This window comes from Clostridium tagluense (assembly GCF_003865095.1).
In the GTDB taxonomy this organism is placed as follows: domain Bacteria; phylum Bacillota; class Clostridia; order Clostridiales; family Clostridiaceae; genus Clostridium_AD; species Clostridium_AD tagluense.
In genome coordinates, this window is sequence record NZ_BHYK01000017.1 from 84,787 (window position 1) to 109,843 (window position 25,057).

Genomic DNA, 25,057 nt, shown 5'->3' on the forward strand with positions numbered 1-25,057 from the left:
GATATGGAGAAGTATGAAATTGAATTTAACCAAGACATTCCGAAATACATAGAAATATCAAAGTATATAAAAAAAATGATTGATAAAAATAATATTTTTGATGGTGAAAAATTACCATCTATAAGGAAATTAGCAAAAACACTTATGGTTAATGAGGTTACCATAGTTAGTGCATATAAAAAGCTGGAGGCGGAGGGCTATGCTTATCAAAAGATGGGTAGCGGAACTTATGCTAAAAGAAGAGATACAAACATAAAATTTAAAAAAGAATATTCAAATACCTTAAAAAAAATCTCTGGAAAAGACCTTAAAATATATGTAGATTTTACAGGAGAAATCACAAGTAGTGAGTTTTTCCCAGTAACAGTATTTAAAGATGTATTAAATGAAGTATTAGATAGAGATGGTGCAGAAGCTTTTGCCTATAAGGAATCTTTGGGGTATGAAGGTCTTAGAAATAGTATAAGCAGTTTTTTTTGGGACAATAAGGTAAGTACTGAAGATATATTGATTCTTTCTGGTGCACAACAGGGTATTGATATAGTGTCAAAATCTATAATAAATGTTCACGATAATGTGGTTGTAGAAAAGCCAACCTATGGTGGTGCACTAACGGTTTTTAAATGGAGAAGGGCTAATATATTTGAAGTTGATATACTAGAAGATGGCATAGATTTAAGTCAATTTGAACAAATACTAAAAAAGAATAGAATCAAATGTTTTTATGCCATGAGTTATTTTCAAAATCCTACAGGAGCCACCTATAGTTTGGAGAAAAAGCTAAAAATATTAGAGCTTGCAGAGTGCTATGATTTCTACATTGTTGAAGATGATTATTTATCTGAGCTAATATATGACCAAAAGCAATATAAGAGTTTTAAGAGCTTAGACAAAAATGACAGAGTTATTTATATTAAGAGTTTTTCAAAGATATTTCTGCCAGGAATAAGACTAGGATATATGATATCACCAGAGAAATACAAGGAGCACATACAAAATTCAAAAATTAACACAGATATATCAACTTCAAGTCTTATGCAACGTGCTCTGGATTTATATATAAATAAAGATCTTTGGAAGCAGCATATAAACTATCTCAATATGGCGTATAAAGATAAATATGACTTTATGATAAATTGTATAGATAAATATTTAGGCAAAAAAGTTAGTTATTTTACTCCTGGAGGTGGAATTAATTTTTATTTTAAAATAGATGAAAATTTGAAAATTAATTCTATGGATTTATTTTACAGTTGCAAGAATAAAAAAGTTCTAATTACACCCGGAGTTTTATTTTATAAAAATGCAGAGCAAGGCAATAATTATTTTAGATTGAGTTTTTCAGAATTAAAAAAGCCTGAAATAGAAGAAGGAATTAAAGTTATCTCAAAGATACTTGAAAAAATACCCAAAAGATAAGGAGAGAAGATTTTGAAAAAGGGATTAGTTGACATTGACTGGCAATGCATTAGCACATATTCAGAGGAAGAAATATCCTATTTCTTATTTTTAGAGGGCAAAACAATGGAAGCCATATGTAAAATAAGAAACTTGGATAATGCCATTGTACAAAAACATATTATAGATGGTAAAATAAAATATAGATTTTTAGTGAAAAGCAATGACCCTTCTGAACTTTTTAAGAGCATTGCGGTGGCAGGAAAAGAAGATAAAATTCATTTTTTAAATTCAATGGGCGAGGATAATAAAAATAAATTAACCCAATTAATAAAAATTACTTATGGGGAGATGTATCCTAAGGACAAAGAGGCAGCAGTTTGGATTTTGGGAGAATTAAAGGAAGTATCTTGTTTAGATATTTTAGTAAAAGCTTCTGTTAATAAATCCATAAATATACGCAGAATGGCGGTTTCTGCAATGGGGAAACTTGGAGATGAAAGAGCAGAAGTGGCATTACTTAGATCCCTGACCGATGAAAATCCACAAGTGATAAGTTATGCAATAAAATCTCTAGGTAAAATAAAAAGTGAAAAAGCTATTGCAAAGATAAAATACTTACAGGATAACACAGACAAAAAATACATAATAGATGCTGCACAAAGCTTCTTAATACTTATGGAGCAAATATAGAAGAAAACTAGAGGCTAACCTTGAATTTACTCTAGAAGATTTATGCAATGACGGGAGAACTTATATGAGCTATTTTACGATAAAAAATGAATCAAAAGCTGAATTTAAAGAGAAAAAATCTATTTTCATTGGCCATGGCAAAAGAGTTGAAACCGAAGAGGAAGCTAAGGAATTTATCCAAAATGTTAAAAGTCAGCACAAAGAAGCTAGGCACAATGTTTATGCCTATATAATCGGTGAAAATAGAATGATACAAAGATATAGTGATGATGGGGAACCTCATGGCACAGGAGGAATTCCTATGCTAGAAGTTTTAAAAAAGAGCGATATTACAGATGTAGTTGTAGTAGTTACAAGGTATTTTGGAGGGATTCTTCTTGGCACTGGAGGGCTTGCAAGAGCATATTCTAAAGGTGCATCCCTAGCTATTAAAGAAGCAGGAGTAGTGGAGAAGGTTAAAGGTATTCCCTTAGAAATAGTAATTGAATATGATTTACTTGGGAAGTTGCAGCATGTATGTGCGGAAGGGAACACCCATATAGAGGATATAGAGTATACTGACAAAGTAAAAATTAAAATACTCTGTGAGTTTAGTAATCTAGAAAAATTACAGTCACAAATAACTGAAGTTACTTCTGGAAAAGCACTGTTTGAAGAAGAAGAGCCCAAAATGTACTTTAAATTAGAAAACAGATTATATGAATAATATGTGGGTATACCACATCCTTTAGTGAATTGTAAGAAAAGTGTAAATACTTTTCTTTTTTTATTTGAAAAGTACTTTATTCGATGATATAATGGGAAAGTAATGTGTTTATAACTAATTCATAGGATTATTACTATTTATTAGGAGTGATTGGAAAAATTTCATACATAAAATAGTTAGGTGGGAGGAATTTCAAATGTCGGGACATTCAAAATGGCATAACATTCAACAGAAAAAAGGTAAGGTAGATGTTATAAGAGGTAAGGTATTTACAAAATTAGGTAAAGAAATAATAATGGCAGCTAAAAATGGTGGATCTAATTTAGAAATTAATGCTCATCTTAGAGATGTAGTTGCAAAAGCTAAATCTAATAACATGCCTGCTGATACAATAACTAGAGCAATAAAAAAAGGTTCTGGTGAGCTTAATGACATAAACTACGAAGAAATAGTTTATGAAGGTTATGGAGCAGAAGGTGTTGCTGTAGTAATTAACACACTAACAGATAAAAAAAATAGAAGTGTAGCAACTGTAAGGCATGCTTTTGATAGATGCGGTGGAAACATGGGAGCTACTGGTTGCGTAAATTGGATGTTTGCTAAAAAGGGACAAATTATAATAGAAAGAAAAGCAGATATGGATGAAGATGAAATCATGATGCTAGCTCTAGAAGCAGGTGCAGAGGATTTTAATGCAGAAGTAGAAATGTTTGAAATTATCACAGCTGTAGAAAACTTTGGAGCAGTAAGAGAAGTGCTGGAAGCGGCAGGTTTTGAATTTGCTTCTGCAGAGATTACAATGATACCAGATAATATGACACCTGTTAGCTTAGAAGGCGCAGCTAAGGTACAAAGGCTTATAGATATGCTTGAAGACGATGATGATGTGCAGGATGTCTATCATAATGCAGAGTTCCCTGAGGAGTTTGTGGGATAGAGGCTTTAGAGGCAATGGCATGATGGTATACATGTGAGAAAATCGTTAGATGATGGTATACGAGTAAGCTGATGTAGTTCAGTTATGGATGTACCATTTGAACACCTTATTATATTGATAATTAATCAATATGAGAGGGTGTTTTTTTTATGTTAATAAATGAAGTATTAAAAGAATTTATATTTGATTGTGAGATAAGAAAAATTAGTCCAAGGACTTTAAAAAGTTATAGAAATAATAATCAGAGGTTTTTTAACTACGTTGAAAAGGAATTTAATATTACTGAACTAGAAGAATTTTCTCATTTGCATATTAAACAATATTTTCGATTTTTAATAGATAAGGGACTTACAGAAACTTATGCAAATGGAATTTTGAAGTGTATGAGGGCATTTTTTGTATATTGCATTAATGAGGAGTATGTGATTAAAAATCCATGTTTGAAAGTGTCATGGCAAAGACAACCTAAGACTTTAATAAGTACATTTACTGATTTGGAAGTAATAAATATGGTAAATGCATTTAACTATTTAACTTATTTAAATGCAAGAAATAAAACTATTACAGCCTTTCTTGTAGATACAGGAGCTAGGAATGCTGAGACTTGTGGCATATTAAATAATAACATAAAAGACAATTATGTTTTAATTCAAGGAAAAGGTAATAAAGAAAGGCAAGTTGGATTAAGTCCAGAATTAAAAAAAATTATGATGAAATACAATAGGATTAAAGATTTCTATTTTAAGGATAAGAATGTCAAGTATGATAACTATTTCCTATCAAATACAGGATTACCACTAACCATTGAAACTATTGAAAGAGTGGTAAAAATTGCAGGTAACATTGCAGGTGTAAGAAAAGAAATAAGATGTTCTCCCCACACGATAAGACATTATTTTGCTCAAAAACAGTTACGCAATAAATTAGATATTTATAGTTTATCTAGACTATTAGGACATGAGAATGTAATGATTACAAAGATATATTTACAATCAATAAAGGACGAGGAAATAGTTGCTATGTCTATAAAAACTTCACCATTAACATCATTGAGGGGAGGGAAATAACTATGAATATTAATCCAGTATTTGAACTGTTAAGAAATGATGGAAGTATAATTATTAATAAAGCTTTAATGCACCGTTTAGGTGTTAATGAAGCAATACTATATTCAGAAATAGTTTCCCGATATTCTTATTTTGCTAAAGGAAATATGCTCACGGAAGATTACTTTTATAACACAGTTGATGATTTACATTTAGCAACTGCATTAGGTGAAAAGGCACAAAACAAAGCAATTAAAAATCTAATAACTTTAGGGTTAATTGATAAAAAATTAAAGGGGACACCTGCACGTAGACATTTTAAAATTACTGATAATATGAATTTAATTTTAAGTTATATTGAGGAAGGCAAAACTATTATTAAGGAATTAGACCAAAAACAGAAGGTAAGAATGCAAGAGAAAATACAGTATTCAAAATTCAGTTCCTCCGAAAAGGCGGAACTAGAAGACAACGATAATAGTACAAGCAATTCAAGTTCCTCCCAAAAGACGGAACTAAGCAAAATCAACAGTTCCTCCATTAAGACGGAAGTTGTTGAGAAGACACCAGTTCCTCCAATAGGGAGTGTACAGTTCCTCCCAAAGGAAGTTTCTAGTTCCTCCAATAAGACGGAAGTAGTTCCTGCGATTGGGAGGATAAATAATACTAATAATAATACTAAAAATAATACTAAGAATAATAGAGAAGAGGATTGCCTTCTTTCCATTTGGAATAACATTACAATAATCTTGAAAAAGGAAATGACAGAAGTAAGCTTTAAAACTTGGATAATGTGTTTATCTCCTTCACGAATAGAAAATGATATATTGATTCTTAGAGCAACTAATGATTTTACAAAAAGCATTGTAGAATCTAAATACAGAGATATATTGATTAAGGCTATAAGTACATTTAAAAATAGTTCGATAACTAATTTTATTGTGGAAGCGGAATAGAAAATAAAGGAATATAATAGCATTTTGTAGAATTAGATAAAATGATTAGAATTTATATTGATAAAAATGGAGGTTATTAAAATATGGAAGTTTTATTTATGTCGCTGTCTATAATATTTTTTGTGCTATTTTTTGCATGTGGAGTAGCTATAATTGCAGGATGTATTAAACCACAATTAGTAATAAGGTGGGGCAATGCAGAAAAAAGAAATAAAAAAAACGTAATGAAATACTATGGAATATCATTGATAGTATGCTTTATTTTACTTTTGACGACCTATACAAGCTTTGAAAATGTTAAAGCAGTTAAAGTAGCAAAAGCCGAAGTAGAATTAGCAAGAATAACAGCAAATAAAATAGCAACAGACAAAGCAATAGAAGATAAAAAAATAGCTGATAAAATAATATCAGATAAGGTAGCAGCGGATAAAATAATAAAAGCTAGGGCAGTTGCAGATAAAGTCATAAAGGATAAAGCAATAAAAGATAAAATAGCATTAGACAAAGAAATAGCATCAGACAAAGAAATAGCAGATAAGGAAGATGATGATAAAAGAATAGTCAATGAACAGAAAGAAATAACACCGATAACCAAGCAATCAACAAGCACAACAAAAGATTATACTGCTGAGATTAAATCTATTCAGACTCAAATTGAAGCACAAAAGTATGAGTTAACTAAACTATCACAAAATTCACAAGAATATCGGAATGTATTAACAACTATAGGTAAACTTTTGCAGAGAGATATAGATTTGACTAATAAACAAATTATTATAGATACTCAAAAATTAAGATGAAATATTTGAGAATGATTAAGCCAGGAAAAATAGAAATTATTAAAGTTTATATCTTACATATTAAGATGATGATAATGAATATGTATATGTAGAAAATGGAATTGTAACAACCATACAACATTAAAATATAAAAATAAATTTATGTAAGGGGAGATTAGTAATGACTAAATTAGAGCGTTATGAGTCGTATGGTGGAAATTTAATTGATGGATTAAAAGGTGTGGGGTGGATTAATCTTGTTTGCAGTATAGTTTGTGCAATTTTCATTTGGTTTAAGTTTGGTAAAATGGACATTGGTAGTTATAGCGATGAGATAAATCCTATAGCAGTTGTATCGGGTATAGCATTAATAGTAAGTGGCATAATTGTTTTAATAATAATGTTATCTATAGCACATATACTAGAAAATAGCATAGTTACAAGAAATAAAGTTGAGGAAACAGAAGAAATAAAACCTGTAAATACATTTAAAGCTGAAAGTACTGTTAAATCTGTAAAAGAAACTCAAGATATTAAAAATAATATTAAAGCAGAGTGTCAAAAAGAACCTAAAATAAAAGAAGTAATAAAGGTAGAACATATTAAAGAAAAACCAATTACTTATGCTGAGGACTTAGGCTATAGTTGGAAATGTACTTGTGGTAATATAAACGATATATCAGATGAAAGTTGTAGTAAGTGTAAATCTAATAAAAATTATATATTAAGCAATTTTTCGGAATATTAAGCTAAAGCACAGGGTTATGATTGTAAATTAGTTGCCAATATATTAAAATCTTCCCAAATACCTGCGTGGGTTTCAGTATTTAATTTATTCAGTGCTTCTATATAGCTATATTTCATTACTCTAGCAATTTTCTTAAGTCTATAATAAGGTTCTAAAATGTAAAATCTCTGTAACACAGGGTCAAAGATAAAAGTATCATTTATCTCTAACCAAGCATGGTAATTGCCTTCTTCAAATTGTCCATGAACTAAAGTAATATTGTTATTACCATATCTTCTAATATACTCAAAACTTAAAGGAAAACATAAAAACCAAATACAAATATTGGAATCGATATCTTCTTTAAATTCTTTACAAATAGGTACTATTTCTTTTGATATTTCAATAGAAACAAGTTTTTGTATTTGAGAATTATAAAGGTCTTCGATATAGGAATTAATAGCTTCTAAAGGGATATTCTTATTTTCTAATAATAAGAATTGTTTGAGTTTTGCACTAGTGAAAAAAGAAAGTGAATATTTGTCACAATCATACTGGGGGCAATAAGCAATGAATTCATCTCTTAAATAGTTGAGGCATTTCACATTATCAATAATCATTAAATCCACCTCTTATAATGATATTTTGTCAAATTCAATTGTATTGTACCATAATATGATTAGCCAATACTACTAAAAACTTATTCATAATAGAAACGATTCTGAGGGGTTTAAATTGATTAATTATATTGTTTTAAACAGATAAATTAATCGCATTTAACACTAAATTAGTTATAGTTAGATTAACAAATCCTATTGACTACTTTTAGTTAGTTAAATAGGATTTTTGTACGTTAATATAGTTATTATTTTATAAAGAAGTAAGTAGATTAGCGGATTAAAATATATAAATAAATTTAGATTAATAAAAGGGAGCTGAGTAACTAACAAAACATAGTCGAATGTAAATTATTGACTGGTGCAGAACTCAATTAGTTACGGCAAAAAAATAAAATAGCTACTCTACTAAAGCAACTATTCTATAAAATAACCTCTAACCACAGTGTTATTTTAAGATTCAAACATTAAATTCTAACTAATCGGAAGATACTCTCCCCATTTGTTATATTATAACACATAAGTTAAATAATATTCAACAAAAATAATATTCAACAAAAATAATTTTATCATTACATTACCCAAGCATTATCATTACATTACCCAACCTAAGACCTTTAAACACCTACTTTAGCATTGGTTTACCCAACTATAATAATTAATCTCCTATAATTAGCGTTAGTTTACTCAACCCACTTTAATGAATAATTACGATTAGTTTACCCAACCTAAAGCTTAGATTAAGATTAGATTACCCAACCTAAATTTTCTCATATTTAATCATTTATATCTTGGTTTGGCACTGGAATAGCCATTCTAATACTTTTTATTCTTAATTAATCTGTATTTTTAGCGTTGATTTACCCAACCTAAGGCTTAGATTATCATTAGATTACCCAAGTATTATCATTAGATTACCCAGTAGATTTATTTAAGTTGATAGATTACGATTAGATTACTCAACCCTAAATTTTTATCGAATTTAATCAGTTTGACCTTGTTTTGGCATGGGAATACCCAATCTAAGCCCTTTTATTCTTAATTAAGTTCCTATTTTACGATTAGATTACTCACCTTAACTCCTATTTTAGCATTAGATTACCCACCTTATTCATTTAAGTTGATATTTTAGCATTGGATTACCTAACCTAAGCAATTTTTTATTCTAATCATTAAAATTATTTAGATAATATTTGTTTTAAAAGAACTGATTAAACATAATTATAAAATAACGAGAAAATGGAAGCTAATCAAAGCTAATTTGACATAACCACAATTCTATTTTATACTACATTTAGATACGTAAAGATGGAGGGTTAATATCAGAAGATTCAACATATTAAAGGGAGGAACAAAAAATGTTTAAAATATTTTTAGATGTTATAGAAATTATAATTCCTATTACCTTAATAGTTTTTCTAAAATACATTGATAAACATAACATTGATTGGTCATTTAAAAAATGGTTTATTAATATTAAAATTAAAGTAATACATGAGTAAAAAAATTAGAGGTGAATTTATGCCTCTTTTTTTTGATGAAAGTGGACTTTTTTAGAGTTTTGGTGGTACAGAATTATTTTGACATCATTCAAACCATTGAATAGCAAGGATTTAAAAATAGTTCATCTATACGGTATATAGAGATACATAACATATTATATTAAATCTATTTTCTTATTAATTTCATCAACTTTATTGTCAATTTTAGTAATACGATTTTCAATATTAGTTAAATGATTTTCAATTTTAGTAATTGTTCCATTAATCCCACATATACTATTCATCATCTCATTCTGACCATTTTCTAGTCTTGCAAAGCCCTCTTGCATTAACTTACATACCTCATTTATATCCACATTAACACCCCCTCAGTATAGCTATTTTACCACATACATGTAATTAGTACACTATATATTTGCATAGCTTAAAAGCTTGATTTAGAGCATTGGAAAACTATTATATCCTTGGAAATTCAACACTTTATAAACTGGGTCACTCTCTGTGATTAAGTTTTTTAAGTCCATTATATGAACTCCCGTCTCAAATTGTTCAATATTTCTATTAATAGCTAAAAGAAGAAAATGTACAATACTAAAATAGCTTAGAATCCTAGTGTTACTTTAACGAAAATGACGATAAATCATTCTAAAGCGACTTGTGAGGGATTAGTAATAAATAATGAAATAAGACAATTGTAGAGCCATTTAATATTTTTAACAAATATTAATATCAAAAACAATAAAAGGACACGATTATTTCGCATCCTCGTCTTTTTTATATTCAATTATATCTTCGATTTTACAATTGAAATAGCTACATAAAATATCTAAATGCTCCCTAGAAATCATTTTAAAAGAATCTACACAGTAAGCTGATATGGTTGGAAGTCTAATACCAGTAATTTCGCTGATTTGTTTTTGTGTTAACCTATTTTCCGCTAATTTAACATGCAATTTCATCTTAATCATTTATTTCGCACCTCCATCTTATTTACTATTATAATATATATAACACTATTCGTAAATACATGAAACGAAAATAATTTTATATAGTTACGATTAACGTGTTGACAAGTTACGAAATTCGTAGTATATTATAAATATAGAAAACAATTGATGGGGAGGTACAAGAAATGGATAAACAACAAATACACATAGATTTAACATTTGAGCAATTCAAGGAAAGATGCTTGGAAATAGTTAGAAGTGATAATTATATGGATTTAGTTAAAAGTTGGGAAGAAAATATAGTGTACACAAGTTTCACTAAAAACCTAGACAAAAGTTATTGGAAATCAGATATATATTATGTTTCAGAATATAAAATTGATAAATACTATATTAAACATTATGAATTTAGTTATATCACAGATTATAATACATTTTTTGTTGAAGATTATCAATATATTGACAGGAAGGTTATTAAGGCTCTTGCAAAGCTTGAATCTTTAGTAGCTAAAAGCAAGGATATGTATATGAGTGACACTTTAAGTAATCTGCAATTAGGAGGGAAAATATGAGTATTAAAATATTGCAACAATTTATATTTTTTGCTAAGGAATTTGATTTAGAAATCACAGTAGTCAATTTGAAAAAGTTTAAAAAATGTACAAGTAAATAACAAATTAAGAAAAGGGGATAAAATACAAATGAATAATAATTTAAATGTAGCAATGGTAGAGAATTTTCTAGGAATGTGTGTAAAAGGGATTGTTATTAATAAAGGAGAAGAAGAACCTATTATATTGGAAAACTTCCAGTATTATAATGAAGGCACACAATTTATAATAAAAAATACGGATACAGAAGAAAGAATCCCTATAACTAACATTAAAGAATATTTAGTTAGAGGATATGAAGATTATATACATATGAAAAATAATAACACTGATATATTTATAGAAGATTTAGCAATATAGCTATTTAAACAAAACAATAAATAATACTGTAACTTAAATAAAACCTAGCAAATCAATGCTACGCTTAGTTATTTTAGCTATATGGTATTATTTATACAATTATGGACTTTTATATAAAATTATAATTGTGCTATAATTTTATTCGACGGCATTTTTTTTGGGATAAAATTATGGCAATCCAACCTGTCAATACTCTATATTAGTAGTATATATGCAATAGCAATAAAAAGCAAGTTAATATAAAAAATAATTATAAAACAACAGATAAATGCTTATGAGGAGGAGTCTTAAAATTATGACAAATATAATAGAACAAAATTTTGAAAATGTAGATTTAGAACTTATAACAGAGGAAATATTACAGTTAAAGAATCAAACTGCTTCAAATATGATTGAAATAGGTAAAAAGTTAATCCAAGTGAAGGGAAATCTACCTCATGGACAATTCGGCAAATATTTAGAGGAAAAAGTTTCATTTAAAAAAAGCACTGCAAATAATTTTATGAAGGTTGCTATAGAGTTTTCAAATTTCCAATCGCTTGGAGATTTAGAACCAACAAAATTAATCTTACTATTAGATATTCCCAAAGAAGAAAGAGCAGAATTTATTGAAACAAATAATGTTGAGGATATGTCCACAAGGGAACTTACTAAGAAAATCAAAGAAATTAAGGATAATAAGAAAGCAATCAAAAAGGCTGAAAAAGAATCAAAGGTAATTATAAAAGACGTAATTATTATAGAAGACGTAGAAATAATAGAAAATGTCGCTCCAATAGCACCAGTGGCAGTAACCAACTCAGTTAATACAGAAAAAATCCTGAACAAAGTTGATACATTAATTAAAGTAATTACAATTTGCACAGGATATTTTGAAAACTTTACAGATTATATAAACTGTGACAGTAGAGGGGGCATAATAGCCCAGTTGTATGTTACAGGTGTTATTAGTAAGGAAGAGTTAATAGCGACTGTAATAGCCTATAACATAGGTTTAGAGATTAACTTTAAAGAATTAAATGATGGAACTGCCAAAGAAAACTATACAAATAATATATGCAACAGTTATTATCATTACAAATCCACTAAAGATGAAAGTTACTTCTCTATTTTAAACAAAGAAATGTGCTATGAAAATGTTATGGAGTTTACTTGGGAAAAAAATAAAAAAGAGAGATTAGAGTACATAGAGCAAAATCAAAAAAAAGTATTTAAAAGGGACAATATAACGATTGCTAGAGGGTTTAATGAAGATAATGCAATGTTATGTGTATATAAAAAAAGAGAGAATCTCGGACATTATAATATAGATACAGAGCACAATTTGGAAGACGTGACCAAGCTATTTAAATTATATAAAATTGATAAAAGTTACCTAGACTTAGTAGAAAGTTTCATTAAAATGATTAAGGAAGAGCAACTAGGGCAGAAGAATAAAATATACGATGATGCTAAGAAGAAAGCTAAATTTATAAGTTACCAAACCAACCTTGAATTAGATTACACCTTCATATTAAAGGACAAGCCATATGAAAACGCAGGAGACAGAATATACATATTTGATGGAATAGACCTATTAGGAAAAGTTACATTAATAGACGTTCTTGGTGGAGATAATTTTGATATAGATTTAGATAACAATGAAACTTTAATAAAACTAGTCAAAAAAGTAGATGCAGGATGTTGGAGAAATTTTAAAGAAATATTATGGAAAGAAAATATAAGATTATTTGATATTAGGGTGAAAAAAGAGAGAGCAAATAAAAAGGAATGGGAAGAAGAAGCATATAAGAGCTATAAGAAATCTAGTAGTAATAGTTTTGAAGATTTATTCGGTGATGCAACAGTAAAAGCAGAAGATAAACCAATATATAAGAAACTTTATAAGACACTTGCAATGGCTTATCATCCCGATAAAGGTGGCACAAATGAGGAAATGGCTATGGTTAATCATCTAAAAGAAGTTTGGGGTATAAATTAGAAGGGGATACCTAGTGTCCCTTAAGCAGTACATAATAAATAATTATATAACATAAGGAGATTGATATATATGGATAACAATATTAAATTTTTAGAGGTTAGAAGCAAATATTTTGCACAAGGACTTTCATTTTTAGGATTTAGATATATGAAATTTGGGTTCGGAGTAGATACAATTTATGGATTTGAGGACACACAAATATTAAGAACTGCTATGACGAAAATGATTTCGCTTAAAAACAGTTTAAATTTAGATTAAGGAGGTCATATGACATTATGGAAATAGAAGAAATAAGCCAACTGGTAACAACAAGTAAATATATAGCAGATGAAATAAAAGAGGATTATAAGCAATGGAAAAAGGGAGATTTAATATTTATAAAAGCAGGGACAGGGACAGGAAAAAGTTATTTTATAAAGAATGACCTTGTCAAATATTGTAAAGACAATGATAAAAAGATATTATATCTAACAAATAGAAACACATTAAAAAAGCAAATTATTAATGATATTGGTCAAAATAGTACTATAACAGTTATGAATTATCAAAAAGTTGAAGTTAGCATTTTAAATAATGTAAGATTTGATAATTATGATTATGTGGTAATGGATGAAGCACATTATTTCTTTACAGATGCAAGTTTTTCAAAAAAGACTGATATATTTTTCAAGAAAATGATAGCAGACAATAGTATTTGTAAGATATTAATGACTGCTACACCATTAACCCTCAGCTATTTTTTTAACAAGAAATGTTTGAAAATTGATTATACATATGAATTGCTTACAGATTATAGTTACATAGATAAAATAGTAGCTTTTAATGATTACAACTCTATAGATAAAATTATACAAGGTATTCCACAAGATGAACAAATAATATTCTTTAGTACTGCTAAAAGAGCATATAAAGTAGCAAAAAAATATGATGGTACATTTATCTGTTCAGAACATAATAAAGATGATATGTGGAACAAGTATGTTAAAGGTACAGAAAACGAAGTAGAACTAAATAATATTATTGAAAATGGATGTTTTAATAATCATATATTATGTACTACAACTGTATTAGATAACGGAATTAACATAAAAGAAGGTACTAAGGCAAGAAACATAATAATTGATATTTTAGACATAGACACATTTATACAAGTTTTGGGGAGAAAGAGAGTATTTGAAGGAGAAAAAATAAACTTATATTTCTATGCATGGAAAGATGGTAGAAGAATTAATGGGTTTAGAACTAAAATGAATAATACATTAGAAATGGCAGATTATCTAATTAAAAATGGTGAAATTGAGTATACAAAAAAGAAATTTAAGACTGATATTTCCGATAGTCGAATTATAGATAGTGTAGTAATAGATAATGGAATACATATGGTCATTAATGAATGTGTTTATACTAAGTGTAAAGTAGATTTATCCCTGTATGATGCTATATTAGATAAAAAACATCCAGTAAAATATAAAAAAATAATAGGTAGTGCATTGGGATTTGAAGATGATAGTATTATTGAGATGGAGGCAGAAGCAATGGAAGATGAATTAGTAGTTTATTTAAATAGCATAACTAATAAAAGTTTATCTAAAGAAGAAAAGGCTGAATTAATTAAAGTTATAGGATTAAAAGATGGTAGAGGTAGATTACAAAAGAGTATTACTCAATTAAATGCTTATTTGAATAGTAATAAAATACCATTTATGATTATTTCCAAAAGAATTAAAAAAGATAATAAATTAAATACAATTTGGGTTATAGAGAAATTAATAATATAAAGTTGAAAGTATCACTTTTGTGGATACTCCTATAATATAGGATACTCCATATAATTGATACCCTAAATAATGGTAAATATAAAAATCGTAAAATATCTTAGTTATATAGGATACGACAGTAGACTATATTCCTAGGGGACAAGTCTTTTCATTGTCTCATAGGACATTAACCTTCAAATTATAATATTGCTGTAATGTGTTTGCATGGATTAAAAAGAAATCCATTTAACAGAGCCAACCATTTAACAATGGTCGTCTCAAAGTAAACAATTCTATACATATTTTTATATTGAAACGGTAGTGAAAATCTCCATGTTGTATATATGAAGTTAATTATTGAATCCCCCCCCTGGGGATATGAAAGTTAATATTAAAATTCCCAGTACGGGGAACTTGAAAATTAATATTAAACACAACCTTCTAATGTAATTGAAACAAATATTCTTCACTAACGCTCGAATAATTATTCCAATTGTCTCTATCAAAAATAATTATAAAACAGTTTCACAAAATAGTCTTCACGGACTTAAAATAGGAGGAAATTTATATGAATAACAATAATAATGTATACATAATGTCACTTGAGGGTGCAGATATCTACAACCACATGTTTAGAGGTAGAGAAATTAAGAAAGAATACATAGGTATGTTAGCATATAGCTTAGAATTAATTAAACTTAGAGCAGAGGGCTTATTAGTTAAAACAATTAAAAGAACTAATAATGTTAAGGAACAATCCGATGACATAATAAATATTAAATTTAAATATAAAGTTCAAAATGGTGCTTCGGTAATTATAAAAAAAGAAGCCACATTAGTAAAATTAAATGAGAAATTACTTACATTGGATTTAACAATTGCAAAAGATTTAGAAAAACATGATAAAACAATATTAGCTATCGCAGGGGTTAAAAAATCTATTATAGACATAAAAAATGAAATGGATACTGAAAAATGGGCAGAGGTAAAGAATGATATATTAAGAACTAAATTATATGAAGAAGGATTTACCATTACTACAGTGGATGCTAAGACAAGCAAAGTTACAGAGGATAAATACGTAGTGTATAAAAGAAGTGGAAGTAAGAGCCGTACAGGTCAGTGCTTATTTATCAAAGAACATCTATTAAAACCTATGATTACTTGGAGCAGAATGGGGTTAGATTTCATTTCAAATGATTGGGATTCAGACTATGCAGGATTACTTGCTTACGAATCTTTGGTTGGCTCTCATTTGGAAGATACAATGAAAATAAGCGTAGATAATATACTAATTGTTGAGGATGTAAATTCTAAATTTTATAAAAAGTGTAATGTAGTTAAAACAGATGATACTACAGGATTGCTAGGCAGTTTTGAAGACGATTATGAGATTAGCAATTGTTTATTTGATGGTGAGTGTCTATTAGAAGGTAAATATTTTAAAGATGGAGAATCTATGAATCTGCTTAGACAACATATGTTTAAGAGTGCAAGTTTTTCAACTAATATATCCTCGTTTTTAATAAAAAATTGTCCTGTTGGTCAGAATTTCTTTACTTGGGAAATTGAAAATATGTTTGGTGAGAAAATACTTGCTAAAGATGTACATATGATTTGCACACCTACAAGTGTTAAGGCTTTAAAATTTGCAAAAGGATTAGGGATGACTAAGCAAGAAATGTGGAATTATTGGAAAGATATTGTTCGTGCAGAAGGTAGTATATTTGGTATCTGTAAGCATGAAAAACCATCTCTAAGAGGAGTTAATGACAATGGCACATTAGTACAACAAACCTCATATCAGATGCTTAACAGTACAGGTATGAGTTTTGATGATATGGATAACTTAGCAACATTTGAAAAAGAATATGTAATGAAATTAAGGAATGATGATGAAGCATTTATTAAGTATGCTAGAAAAAATGCTAGTGATTTGAACAGTTTTTTAATGATGGCAGAGTTAGCAGAGCATAATACAGACTTCATAAGTAGCCTAGTATTTAGAGATTTTAGAAAGCATAAAATTGGTAGGTATGTAAAACATGCTAAGAGAGGCAAAATAAGATTAGATGGAGATTATTGTATATTAATTGGTAATGGATTAGAACTTTTATATCATGCTATAGGTCAATTAGATGTTGAAAATCCTCAATCTGTGTCATTAAAAGATAATGAAATCTATACAAAATTGAATGAGGATGGCTTAGATTTAGTTTGCTTTAGAAACCCACATACTAGTCCTAGTAATATTTTAATTGGTAAGAATACATGGAACACAGAGATAGATAAATATTTCAATTTTAGTAAAAATATAGTTTATGTAAATGCTATTGGATTTCCGATTATGGATATTCTTAGTGGGTCTGATTATGATTCTGATAACATGGTAATTTTTAATAATGATAAGATGCTTGAAGTAGCTAAGAATTGTAGTGGATTTAATGTTTGTATCAATAAAGTAAAATCTGAATCTAAGAAATATATAGTTAATGCTAAGAATATGGCAGTTATTGATAATCAACTTAGTACAAGCCAATCAAATATCGGAACAGTAGTAAATATGGGACAATTATTAATGAGTACATATTGGAATATGCCCAAGGAAGATATTAATAAAGAAAAGTTAGCAGAATTAATGAAAAAGGTTGATATTGCGACGATTCTTAGTGGAATTTGCATCGATTTAGCCAAGAAGTTCTATTCAATTGACTTGATTAAAGAAATTAATAACTTATCAAAATCTAAATTAGGTAAAAGTTTACTTGAAAAAGAGAAACCTACATTTTTCGTATCAATTAGCCAATCAAAAACAATGAAAAACAGGGTTAAAAATTATGATTGCCCAATGGATTACTTACAAACAATACTTAAAGATATAGATAAAGCAGACTATAAAACAGATTTTAAGTTTGAAGATTTATTGGTTAAGCAAGACATAGTAAAAGCAAATAAAAGACAAAAACGAGAAATATTAGAATATGTAGATGAAATGTGTACTAAGATTGCTTCTATTAAATCAAAAGAAGCCGAAACGAAATCAGATATAAAAGAAAGAGACGAAAGGCTTGACAGTATTATTAAGTATTATAACTTTTATATGAGCAAGAAAACTGTAAAAGCCGATACTATGTATACAATGTTAAGACAAATAGATAAATCCAAAAATAAAACAAAACTATTAAATGTACTATATATAACTCAAAAAGAAACATTTTTAAATGCTTTCAAAAACAAAAGTGTACACCAAAATGAGAAAATATCTGCATAAATTACAATTTTCATCGGCTAGAATTCTAGTTCAATTAGAGAACTAAGAGATTGATATTTTGACAATTATAAACATAATTTGGTCGCTTTATGGAGGGGAGTTACGGTGCAAAGGTATACCAATTATTGCCGTCAGAAAAGCTATAGGCTCAGTATGACTAACTTCCCTTTTTACATATTTTTAATATCTATGATAAACGAAAAATTAAAGATAAATGAAATATAAATTTTTGGAATTTATTTAACGGAATAATAATTTAAGAGGGAGGAGTCAAAAATGACTAATAAATTAGTAAGAGAAGAATTAATAGTATTAATGGCAAAACTGGGTATTAAACAATGTTTTATTGCAAGAAAATTTTCATTGTCCAATACAACAATATCTTATTTTTTACGTAATATGCGAGATTTACCAACTGATAAATTAAACAGAATACATAACTTTTGTATTGATAATAATTAATCTGAATAGCAATACATTGGTATTAAATTAGTATTGTAATGGTAATATATTGTTATTAAATTGGTACTGTATTGTTATTGTATGGGTATTTATATGGTAACAAAATGGTATTGAAATGTTTGAAATTAGCAATATGAAAATCTATTATACCTTTAAGTATAGATTTGTTCTCCGTACTTGGGGAAACGTGGGTTTTCATATTGGTGCTTTTAAGCATACATTATAGTTTAACGGTACTTTAACCGTAGGAGAACATATGAAAAAATTAGCAACTAAACAATTACAGGTGAATTTACAGGAAATAGAAAATGTAATTAATAAGCATGAAATTTGGGAAGAAGAGTTTTGGATTTATAACTTAGAAATGAAAGATAATAATTTGAATATTAATATTTTTGATGACGAATGGTTACAAGAAACATTTATAATAGAAATAGTGGAAGATAATATTGATATTAAATCCATCTGTAAATCTATTATAGATTATCTGTATGAAAATGAAATTAATTCAAGACAAAATTACATAAATAAAAACAAGTCATTTAATTCCAGAAAAATCCAAAGTATGGCAAAGTGGATGGGTAAAGGCAATATTGATAAGGTTACTAAAATAAATATGGAACTAATAGAAAGATACAATATAAATATTAAAATGAAAAGTGAATTATCTACTTATAAAAGTTATGCGTGTGATTTTTATGAGGTATTAAATACATTATATCCAACATACATAGAAGTAGTTTAATAAAGAGATATATGAAAAGGTAGCTTAGAGATAGGCTATCTTTTTATTATGTTATTTTGTATTTACATTTTAGTAAGCAGTCTTTAATTTGTTATAAGTTAAGAATGCTTATATAGTGTAAATTCCACTTATTAAATAGGTGGCATTTGTCTAATAATAATAGTAAGTTCGTTTAAGCTTTAGCTTGTAGCAAGTGCAAATCTTGCCCCCTCCATAATGGTAAGCAAAAAGTTAGACTCGGGGACATTTGTTCCTTTTGACACGTTGTAATCGTTAAGGGTCGTATTTGCACAATTGGTAGCACTCGCAAGGGTGAAAGGTAATGGGAAGCTTTCCTGTATAGTTTTAAACTATATCCTACCATATAAGTCTTGGGATTAGACAATAACTAATCCTTTTTTTAATTAATTTACTTATTCGAGGTTCTATTAGCGGAGAATTGGAATTTGGAATAAGTTAATTAAAAATTATAATATTTATATAAATAAAGGAGCGTGTTTTAAAAAATGGGATTTGATAAAAAAATAATGATGGAATATAAGGAATTAGAGGAGGCTTACAATTTGAGCTTGGAAGATGTGTTTAATATGGGTGTAACATGCTATCGAAAAGTATTAGAGGAAAAGGAAAAAGAATGCGAGCTAATTGATTCAAATGAATTATTAAAGCACTTAGAAGAGTTAGAAATATGCAGGCAAAGTATAATTTTAAATTTGATAAATGAGGAAATTACTAATCAAGATAAGCTTAGAACTGTACTGAAGTTAAGAGATGTAGTTGAGTTTGTAGAAAATAGCTTAAATGAAAGTGAGGGAAAATAATGATGGAAAGAATTAATTTGTCAGACTTTAGGGCGGTATCAAAATTTTCAATAACTGGAGGTGTCTTCAAAAAGGTTGAAAGAAAGCTTGAGAATAAAGAGTTAGAATTTTTCGGCATCAACCAGGACAATTTAAAGGTCTTAACAGAGAAAAAAATGAGTGATGACAATATGGAATTTTTATTTGCGCTAATTCCTATCATTTCAAATGTTGATTGTGATATTGACTTTAAACAATTTGAGGGACTATGTAAAACCCCAAGCCCACAATTTGCGGACTATATTACTTTATTGATGCAACATTTTAAAGAATTATACACAACAGCATCTAAACTAAATAATTTAGAAACTGAGGTTACAAATACTATGAAGGAAATAGGCGTTGAGTTACCAGTACCAAAAGCAATAAAATCTAAGGAAGAACAGGTAGAAGAATTGTATTCTGAGTTAGAAAATTGCAAGGAAGACAAGGCTAAGAGAAGAGAAATAATAAAGCAAATTTCCGAACTAGAAAATGAGTAGTGAAGGTGATGAGTTTGAGAAATTTCTTATCCTTGAAGCGCAAAATGAAATTAAAGTAATAACCAGGGATGCCGAAAAATTGCTGAAGAAAAATGTCCAGAGCGAATTATATAGTCAGTATATACCAAAGGCTTATACACGTACCAATGAACTCAAGAATTCTATAGTTAGTAGAATTGATTCAACTGGTGGTGCTGTGTACTTTGATAATACTTTAATGAACCATACAGATGCATCAGGGAATGATGTTGGGATGTTTGTACCTAAGTGGACTGATATGGGGCATAAGGATAACACGGGAATAGACAACCTCTATCATAGCTACGAAGGTAGAAATTACGTTGATAAGACAATACTAGAACTGGAAGCAAAATATGGAGAAGGTTGTGTTGAAAAGATTGATAATTAATTATATTGTCAATCTTTTTTGTTTTAAAATAGACAATTTGTATGTTTATTTTTGTGCTTTCAAAACATACCAAAACTTAAATAAAAGCATAAAAATAAATATATAAGGAGTGAAAATCATGGCATATGGGGTTAGAACACAATTAAATATGGCAGATATAGCTAAATCAAGGCAACAATTTGAAAAGCATCTAAAAGATATGCAGGAGTTAGCAAATAAAAATGTTGTGCAAATAAGAATGAATAATGTTAACAATCAATTAAATGAAACTAGAAGAAGTTTTGAGGGTATTAATACACAAACTCAGAGTTTGGGACAGAATATGGGTAATGTTGTAAAGAAAATCGCACAATATACGATTGGTGCATCTTTAATTTTAGGAACGATAAGAGAAATTAAAGGAGCCATTCAAGAGATTGCGAGTATAAATAAATCGAATGTGGATATTGCAATGATAACAGGAGATACAGTTGCTAATGTACAGAGAATGAACCCAGCATTTTTACAAATGGCTAATAATTTGAAGGTTGTTAATTCAGAAGTCCATGCTTCAGAGGCTGAGTGGTTGAGGTCGGGCGTGTCAATTGATGAAGCAAATAAGAATACTGAAACAAATATTAAGCTTGCAAGAGTGTCTGGTTTATCTAATAAAGAGGTAGCTGAATCTTTGATAGTTTTAAAAAATGCCTATGATTTAACAACAGATGGAGTAGAAAAAACATCAAATAAAATTGCTTTATTGGACACACAATCTGCAACTAGTTCAGCCAAGATTATGACGGCTATGGCATATACCGCACAGACGGCAAAAGAAGCAGGGTTAAGCGAAGATTTTTTATTAGGTAATATAACAACTATTTTGGAGAGAAGTAAACAGGGTGCTGAGGCAACTGGTAGAGCAGTAAAGTCAATACTATTAAATTTTAAGAAGCTCCAGGATGGGGAAGACATAGAAGGATTGAGTAAATTAGAGGATATCTTGGGAAAACAAGGAATTGCTTTAAGAACCTCAGAAAAAGACTGGCGAAATGTTGAATTAGTAATGAAGGATTTACAAAAGGTTTACGGTGGCTTAGATGATATCACCCAAACACAAATCCAAACATTATTGGGTGGGAAAAATCAAGCTGAACAGTTTAATATTATGATGAAAGAATCTGCTAGAGTGGGAGAATTTGAAAATAAAGTAAAAAAAGATAGCAACGCTCTTAATGAAGCACATGCAAAAACTTTAGATTCTATCCAAGCAAAACAGGCAGTTTTAAGTAACGCATCCACAGAATTTTGGGGTAAGGTTATAAGTTCTAGTGCAATTAAATCGGGAATAGATTCATTAACCGAGGTAGTAAGATTAGTACAATTTTTAACCGTAGAAAATAAAGCATTAGGAGCAACTATTGCTGTAACTGCAATCTCAATTTTATTAGTAAGTAAACATATGTCTACTTTAAAATATGCTATTGGTGAATGTGGAGCTATGTTTTCATTATTACGGACAGAGGGAATAGGAGCATTAGCAGCTTTAAATTTTAATCCAGTTATTTTAGCTATAAGTGCAGTTGTTTTAGCTGTTGGTGCGATTACATATAGTCAATATGAGCATAGAAAAGAAGTTAGAAAATTAACGGAAGAATATGATGTATTATCCAAGTCTATGAATGAATTAGATGGTCGAGGTATAAAAGAAAATACAGAGAAATTAAAAGAACAAAAGGAAGAATTAGAAAAATTAGTTAAAATAGCAAAAGAATCACCCGACATGGATATGGGCATGGGATATAAGTCAAATGCAGGTCAAGAAAATTTAGAAAAATATATAAAGACTCTTGAAGAAGCAGGATTCCACGTTGACGAAAACACTCATAAGATAATTGAATTGAGTATTGCCGAAGAAAATATTGCAACGACAGATTCTATACAAGCCATTCAAGATAAGACAAATACAATAATCTCAGAAAGTTCTGAAACACAAAGTCTCATAAGCCAGTACATGAATTTAAGTCAACAAGAAAATTTATCAGCTGAAAAGAAAAAGATGTTAACTAATCTTACAAATCAATTAACTGGTAGAATTGGTGGATTGACGACATCTGTCGATATACACGGAAACAGCGTAATTACAAATACTGGGTATTTAACTAAGAACATAGATATCTTAGAACTTCTAAAACAACAATCAATTATGACAGGTAATGCAGAAATTGAAATGGCAATAAATTCCAGTTCAGCCATACATGATGGAACTGTTCAAACTTTAGATGATCTAAAAGCTAAGCTACAAGGATATCAAGCACTTAGTTCAGCACTTTCTAATACTTCAGCAGGTAAGGGTGGGTTTTTCAAGACACAGCTAGTTGGTTTGGACATGGGCATAAAAAAATTAGAAGGTAGTATAGGTAAAATAGAAAGTCTCAAACGTAAATTTAATATGAAAGCACCCATGCTAACAGGAATTACTAGTTCAAATCCAACAGGATATAAACCTAGTGCTGAAATTGATAAAGTAAAAGAATCTACAAAAGGCTTAACAGAAGCAGAGAAACTATTAACTGCTGAAACAAAACGAGCAACCAATGCAAATAAAGATTATGAGACAGCAATGAAGTCATTAAGTATTCAACTTAAAGCCCAAGATATATCATTAGGTAAACTTAATGAAAATTCAAGCAAGTATAGGTCGGGCTTGGAGAAAAAAGCACAACTCCTTAAGGCAGATATAAAATTAACTGAACAATCTATTATTACAAACACTAAGAATGCAAAGGCACTTGTGAATATTGAAGGGAAACCTAACACAAGCAATACAATTTCTTCTAAAAATGTTGCTAGTTCAGCAGGCCAAGCTGTAGTCGATGAAGCTAAAAAGTATCTTGGAACTCCTTATGTATGGGGTGGGACTAATCAAGAAGGCTTTGATTGTAGTGGTCTCGTTCAGTTTGTTTATAAGAAGTTAGGCAAGGATATATCTAGGACTACGACAACCCAAATAAATGAAGGTAGTAAGATTGCTAAAAAAGATTTACAAGTAGGAGATACAGTATTTTTTGGCAATCCCTCAGAGCCACATCATGAAGGGATTTATGTTGGCAATGGTCAATACTTACATGCCCCAAGAACAGGGGATGTAGTTAAAATATCTGATTTAAATTCAAGAAGTGATTTTGCAGGGGCAAGAAGAATGGTAAGTGGAGGAACTTCAATCCCTTCCGAAATTCAAGGATTTATGGGAGACTCTACAACAGATGGTAGCTCAGATAAAATATTAACTGAGATTGAAAATCAGAGGTCTCACTTGGTAGATGTAAGAGAAGAACTTGATAAACTGAAAATTGAGGTATTGAAGTCTAAAGTAGGAGTGTTTGATGAACAAGTTGCGATATATGATAAATATATTAATCTAAATAAAGCTAAGTCGGAAAGATTTGAAGTAGGTAGTAAAGGTCATACTAAGGCTATGAATGATGAATTACAAGCCATGACTAATAAATATATTAATCTTACTAAAAAGACACAATTATTAAATGAAGAGATAAAGTCTGGTGGCTATGATGAAAAAACGGTATCTGATTTAAAAAACCAATTATTAGATACTGATTCCGCTTATCTTGATATTTATAATAATATAAGAACTTTAACTAAGGAAATATATGCGAATGCTTTTGCTGAAAATGATAAGCTATTAGCTGTTTCTGGTATACTAAAATCAATGCAGACCGGCCTTTAAAAAACCAAGCATAAAATGGAAAAATCCATTGCCAGCACCCTCAAAATATACTATCCTTTTTAGTGACGAAACTGAAAAGGAGAACGA

24 protein-coding genes are annotated in these 25,057 nt (G+C 29.0%); 21 read left to right on the top strand and 3 right to left on the bottom strand.

Going from position 1 to position 25,057, the window contains the following annotated elements; all coding sequences use genetic code 11:
- The first annotated feature begins 3 nt into the window (after positions 1-3).
- The 8 genes from pdxR (at position 4) to Ctaglu_RS15195 (ending at position 7,263) form a co-directional block, all read left to right on the top strand.
- Positions 4-1,419: a MocR-like pyridoxine biosynthesis transcription factor PdxR gene (gene pdxR / locus Ctaglu_RS15160; RefSeq protein WP_125003167.1), complete on the top strand. Its 1,416-nt coding sequence runs from the start codon at positions 4-6 to the stop codon at positions 1,417-1,419.
- 12 nt (positions 1,420-1,431) lie between these two features.
- On the top strand, positions 1,432-2,091 hold the full coding sequence (locus tag Ctaglu_RS15165; RefSeq protein WP_125003169.1) for a HEAT repeat domain-containing protein: 660 nt from the start codon (positions 1,432-1,434) through the stop codon (positions 2,089-2,091).
- A gap of 64 nt (positions 2,092-2,155) precedes the next feature.
- Positions 2,156-2,797, top strand: a complete 642-nt coding sequence (locus Ctaglu_RS15170; protein ID WP_125003171.1) for a YigZ family protein — start codon at positions 2,156-2,158, stop codon at positions 2,795-2,797.
- A 196-nt stretch (positions 2,798-2,993) separates the two neighbouring features.
- Entirely contained in the window at positions 2,994-3,734 is a 741-nt protein-coding gene (locus tag Ctaglu_RS15175; RefSeq protein ID WP_125003173.1) for a YebC/PmpR family DNA-binding transcriptional regulator, read from the top strand.
- Positions 3,735-3,883: 149 nt separating this feature from the next.
- On the top strand, positions 3,884-4,801 hold the full coding sequence (locus Ctaglu_RS15180; protein WP_125003175.1) for a tyrosine-type recombinase/integrase: 918 nt from the start codon (positions 3,884-3,886) through the stop codon (positions 4,799-4,801).
- Positions 4,802-4,803: 2 nt separating this feature from the next.
- Entirely contained in the window at positions 4,804-5,736 is a 933-nt protein-coding gene (locus tag Ctaglu_RS15185; protein WP_125003177.1) for a DnaA N-terminal domain-containing protein, read from the top strand.
- Between the two features lie 83 nt (positions 5,737-5,819).
- Complete coding sequence (locus tag Ctaglu_RS15190) at positions 5,820-6,536, top strand: hypothetical protein (RefSeq protein WP_125003180.1); 717 nt, start codon at positions 5,820-5,822, stop codon at positions 6,534-6,536.
- Positions 6,537-6,696: 160 nt separating this feature from the next.
- Positions 6,697-7,263, top strand: a complete 567-nt coding sequence (locus tag Ctaglu_RS15195) for a hypothetical protein (protein WP_125003182.1) — start codon at positions 6,697-6,699, stop codon at positions 7,261-7,263.
- 14 nt (positions 7,264-7,277) lie between these two features.
- Here Ctaglu_RS15195 and Ctaglu_RS15200 read toward each other — a convergent pair whose 3' ends face one another.
- Positions 7,278-7,862, bottom strand: coding sequence for a hypothetical protein (locus Ctaglu_RS15200; protein ID WP_125003184.1), 585 nt, complete (start codon positions 7,860-7,862; stop codon positions 7,278-7,280).
- A gap of 1,355 nt (positions 7,863-9,217) precedes the next feature.
- Between Ctaglu_RS15200 and Ctaglu_RS25245 the strand changes: the two genes are divergently transcribed.
- Positions 9,218-9,361, top strand: coding sequence for a hypothetical protein (locus Ctaglu_RS25245; protein ID WP_185732726.1), 144 nt, complete (start codon positions 9,218-9,220; stop codon positions 9,359-9,361).
- Positions 9,362-9,516: 155 nt separating this feature from the next.
- Here the strand turns inward: Ctaglu_RS25245 and Ctaglu_RS15205 are convergent, their stop codons facing one another.
- Both Ctaglu_RS15205 and Ctaglu_RS15210 read right to left on the bottom strand, forming a co-directional pair.
- A complete protein-coding gene (locus Ctaglu_RS15205; RefSeq protein ID WP_125003186.1) occupies positions 9,517-9,717 on the bottom strand; it encodes a hypothetical protein in 201 nt (66 codons plus the stop codon).
- Between the two features lie 396 nt (positions 9,718-10,113).
- Complete coding sequence (locus tag Ctaglu_RS15210) at positions 10,114-10,329, bottom strand: helix-turn-helix domain-containing protein (protein WP_125003188.1); 216 nt, start codon at positions 10,327-10,329, stop codon at positions 10,114-10,116.
- 164 nt (positions 10,330-10,493) lie between these two features.
- Between Ctaglu_RS15210 and Ctaglu_RS15215 the strand changes: the two genes are divergently transcribed.
- The 12 genes from Ctaglu_RS15215 to Ctaglu_RS15270 all read left to right on the top strand — a co-directional run bounded on the left by Ctaglu_RS15215 (position 10,494) and on the right by Ctaglu_RS15270 (position 24,970).
- A complete protein-coding gene (locus Ctaglu_RS15215; RefSeq protein ID WP_125003190.1) occupies positions 10,494-10,880 on the top strand; it encodes a hypothetical protein in 387 nt (128 codons plus the stop codon).
- A 129-nt stretch (positions 10,881-11,009) separates the two neighbouring features.
- Entirely contained in the window at positions 11,010-11,279 is a 270-nt protein-coding gene (locus Ctaglu_RS15220; RefSeq protein WP_125003191.1) for a hypothetical protein, read from the top strand.
- Positions 11,280-11,574: 295 nt separating this feature from the next.
- On the top strand, positions 11,575-13,260 hold the full coding sequence (locus Ctaglu_RS15225; protein WP_185732727.1) for a DUF3102 domain-containing protein: 1,686 nt from the start codon (positions 11,575-11,577) through the stop codon (positions 13,258-13,260).
- 69 nt (positions 13,261-13,329) lie between these two features.
- The gene (locus Ctaglu_RS15230; RefSeq protein WP_125003194.1) at positions 13,330-13,518 is read left to right on the top strand and encodes a hypothetical protein; all 189 of its coding nucleotides are present in this window, start codon (positions 13,330-13,332) and stop codon (positions 13,516-13,518) included.
- 17 nt (positions 13,519-13,535) lie between these two features.
- A complete protein-coding gene (locus Ctaglu_RS15235) occupies positions 13,536-15,038 on the top strand; it encodes a DEAD/DEAH box helicase family protein (RefSeq protein WP_125003196.1) in 1,503 nt (500 codons plus the stop codon).
- A gap of 547 nt (positions 15,039-15,585) precedes the next feature.
- The gene (locus Ctaglu_RS15240) at positions 15,586-18,288 is read left to right on the top strand and encodes a hypothetical protein (RefSeq protein ID WP_125003197.1); all 2,703 of its coding nucleotides are present in this window, start codon (positions 15,586-15,588) and stop codon (positions 18,286-18,288) included.
- 276 nt (positions 18,289-18,564) lie between these two features.
- The gene (locus Ctaglu_RS15245; protein ID WP_125003199.1) at positions 18,565-18,750 is read left to right on the top strand and encodes a hypothetical protein; all 186 of its coding nucleotides are present in this window, start codon (positions 18,565-18,567) and stop codon (positions 18,748-18,750) included.
- 256 nt (positions 18,751-19,006) lie between these two features.
- Positions 19,007-19,495 carry a hypothetical protein gene (locus tag Ctaglu_RS15250; RefSeq protein WP_125003201.1) on the top strand — a complete coding sequence of 163 codons (489 nt, stop codon included), beginning with the start codon at positions 19,007-19,009 and terminating at the stop codon, positions 19,493-19,495.
- Positions 19,496-20,001: 506 nt separating this feature from the next.
- Positions 20,002-20,316 carry a hypothetical protein gene (locus Ctaglu_RS15255; RefSeq protein ID WP_125003203.1) on the top strand — a complete coding sequence of 105 codons (315 nt, stop codon included), beginning with the start codon at positions 20,002-20,004 and terminating at the stop codon, positions 20,314-20,316.
- Positions 20,316-20,837: a hypothetical protein gene (locus Ctaglu_RS15260; RefSeq protein ID WP_125003205.1), complete on the top strand. Its 522-nt coding sequence runs from the start codon at positions 20,316-20,318 to the stop codon at positions 20,835-20,837. Before Ctaglu_RS15255 ends, Ctaglu_RS15260 begins: the two co-directional genes overlap by 1 nt.
- Complete coding sequence (locus Ctaglu_RS15265) at positions 20,830-21,246, top strand: YomN family phage-derived protein (RefSeq protein WP_125003206.1); 417 nt, start codon at positions 20,830-20,832, stop codon at positions 21,244-21,246. The genes Ctaglu_RS15260 and Ctaglu_RS15265 overlap by 8 nt, the downstream gene beginning before the upstream one ends.
- A gap of 118 nt (positions 21,247-21,364) precedes the next feature.
- The gene (locus Ctaglu_RS15270; protein ID WP_125003208.1) at positions 21,365-24,970 is read left to right on the top strand and encodes a phage tail tape measure protein; all 3,606 of its coding nucleotides are present in this window, start codon (positions 21,365-21,367) and stop codon (positions 24,968-24,970) included.
- Positions 24,971-25,057 lie beyond the last annotated feature (87 nt).

Coding starts and splice junctions, on each gene's coding strand:
- Ctaglu_RS15265 (WP_125003206.1), top strand. CDS start 20,830: ATGAGTAGTGAAGGTGATGAGTTTGAGAAATTTCTTATCCTTGAAGCG.
- Ctaglu_RS15250 (WP_125003201.1), top strand. CDS start 19,007: ATGAAAAAATTAGCAACTAAACAATTACAGGTGAATTTACAGGAAATA.
- pdxR (WP_125003167.1), top strand. CDS start 4: ATGGAGAAGTATGAAATTGAATTTAACCAAGACATTCCGAAATACATA.
- Ctaglu_RS15255 (WP_125003203.1), top strand. CDS start 20,002: ATGGGATTTGATAAAAAAATAATGATGGAATATAAGGAATTAGAGGAG.
- Ctaglu_RS15185 (WP_125003177.1), top strand. CDS start 4,804: ATGAATATTAATCCAGTATTTGAACTGTTAAGAAATGATGGAAGTATA.
- Ctaglu_RS15190 (WP_125003180.1), top strand. CDS start 5,820: ATGGAAGTTTTATTTATGTCGCTGTCTATAATATTTTTTGTGCTATTT.
- Ctaglu_RS15210 (WP_125003188.1), bottom strand. CDS start 10,329: ATGATTAAGATGAAATTGCATGTTAAATTAGCGGAAAATAGGTTAACA.
- Ctaglu_RS15240 (WP_125003197.1), top strand. CDS start 15,586: ATGAATAACAATAATAATGTATACATAATGTCACTTGAGGGTGCAGAT.
- Ctaglu_RS15260 (WP_125003205.1), top strand. CDS start 20,316: ATGATGGAAAGAATTAATTTGTCAGACTTTAGGGCGGTATCAAAATTT.
- Ctaglu_RS15170 (WP_125003171.1), top strand. CDS start 2,156: ATGAGCTATTTTACGATAAAAAATGAATCAAAAGCTGAATTTAAAGAG.
- Ctaglu_RS15175 (WP_125003173.1), top strand. CDS start 2,994: ATGTCGGGACATTCAAAATGGCATAACATTCAACAGAAAAAAGGTAAG.
- Ctaglu_RS15270 (WP_125003208.1), top strand. CDS start 21,365: ATGGCATATGGGGTTAGAACACAATTAAATATGGCAGATATAGCTAAA.
- Ctaglu_RS15180 (WP_125003175.1), top strand. CDS start 3,884: ATGTTAATAAATGAAGTATTAAAAGAATTTATATTTGATTGTGAGATA.
- Ctaglu_RS15220 (WP_125003191.1), top strand. CDS start 11,010: ATGAATAATAATTTAAATGTAGCAATGGTAGAGAATTTTCTAGGAATG.
- Ctaglu_RS15245 (WP_125003199.1), top strand. CDS start 18,565: ATGACTAATAAATTAGTAAGAGAAGAATTAATAGTATTAATGGCAAAA.
- Ctaglu_RS15230 (WP_125003194.1), top strand. CDS start 13,330: ATGGATAACAATATTAAATTTTTAGAGGTTAGAAGCAAATATTTTGCA.
- Ctaglu_RS25245 (WP_185732726.1), top strand. CDS start 9,218: ATGTTTAAAATATTTTTAGATGTTATAGAAATTATAATTCCTATTACC.
- Ctaglu_RS15215 (WP_125003190.1), top strand. CDS start 10,494: ATGGATAAACAACAAATACACATAGATTTAACATTTGAGCAATTCAAG.
- Ctaglu_RS15235 (WP_125003196.1), top strand. CDS start 13,536: ATGGAAATAGAAGAAATAAGCCAACTGGTAACAACAAGTAAATATATA.
- Ctaglu_RS15225 (WP_185732727.1), top strand. CDS start 11,575: ATGACAAATATAATAGAACAAAATTTTGAAAATGTAGATTTAGAACTT.
- Ctaglu_RS15195 (WP_125003182.1), top strand. CDS start 6,697: ATGACTAAATTAGAGCGTTATGAGTCGTATGGTGGAAATTTAATTGAT.
- Ctaglu_RS15200 (WP_125003184.1), bottom strand. CDS start 7,862: ATGATTATTGATAATGTGAAATGCCTCAACTATTTAAGAGATGAATTC.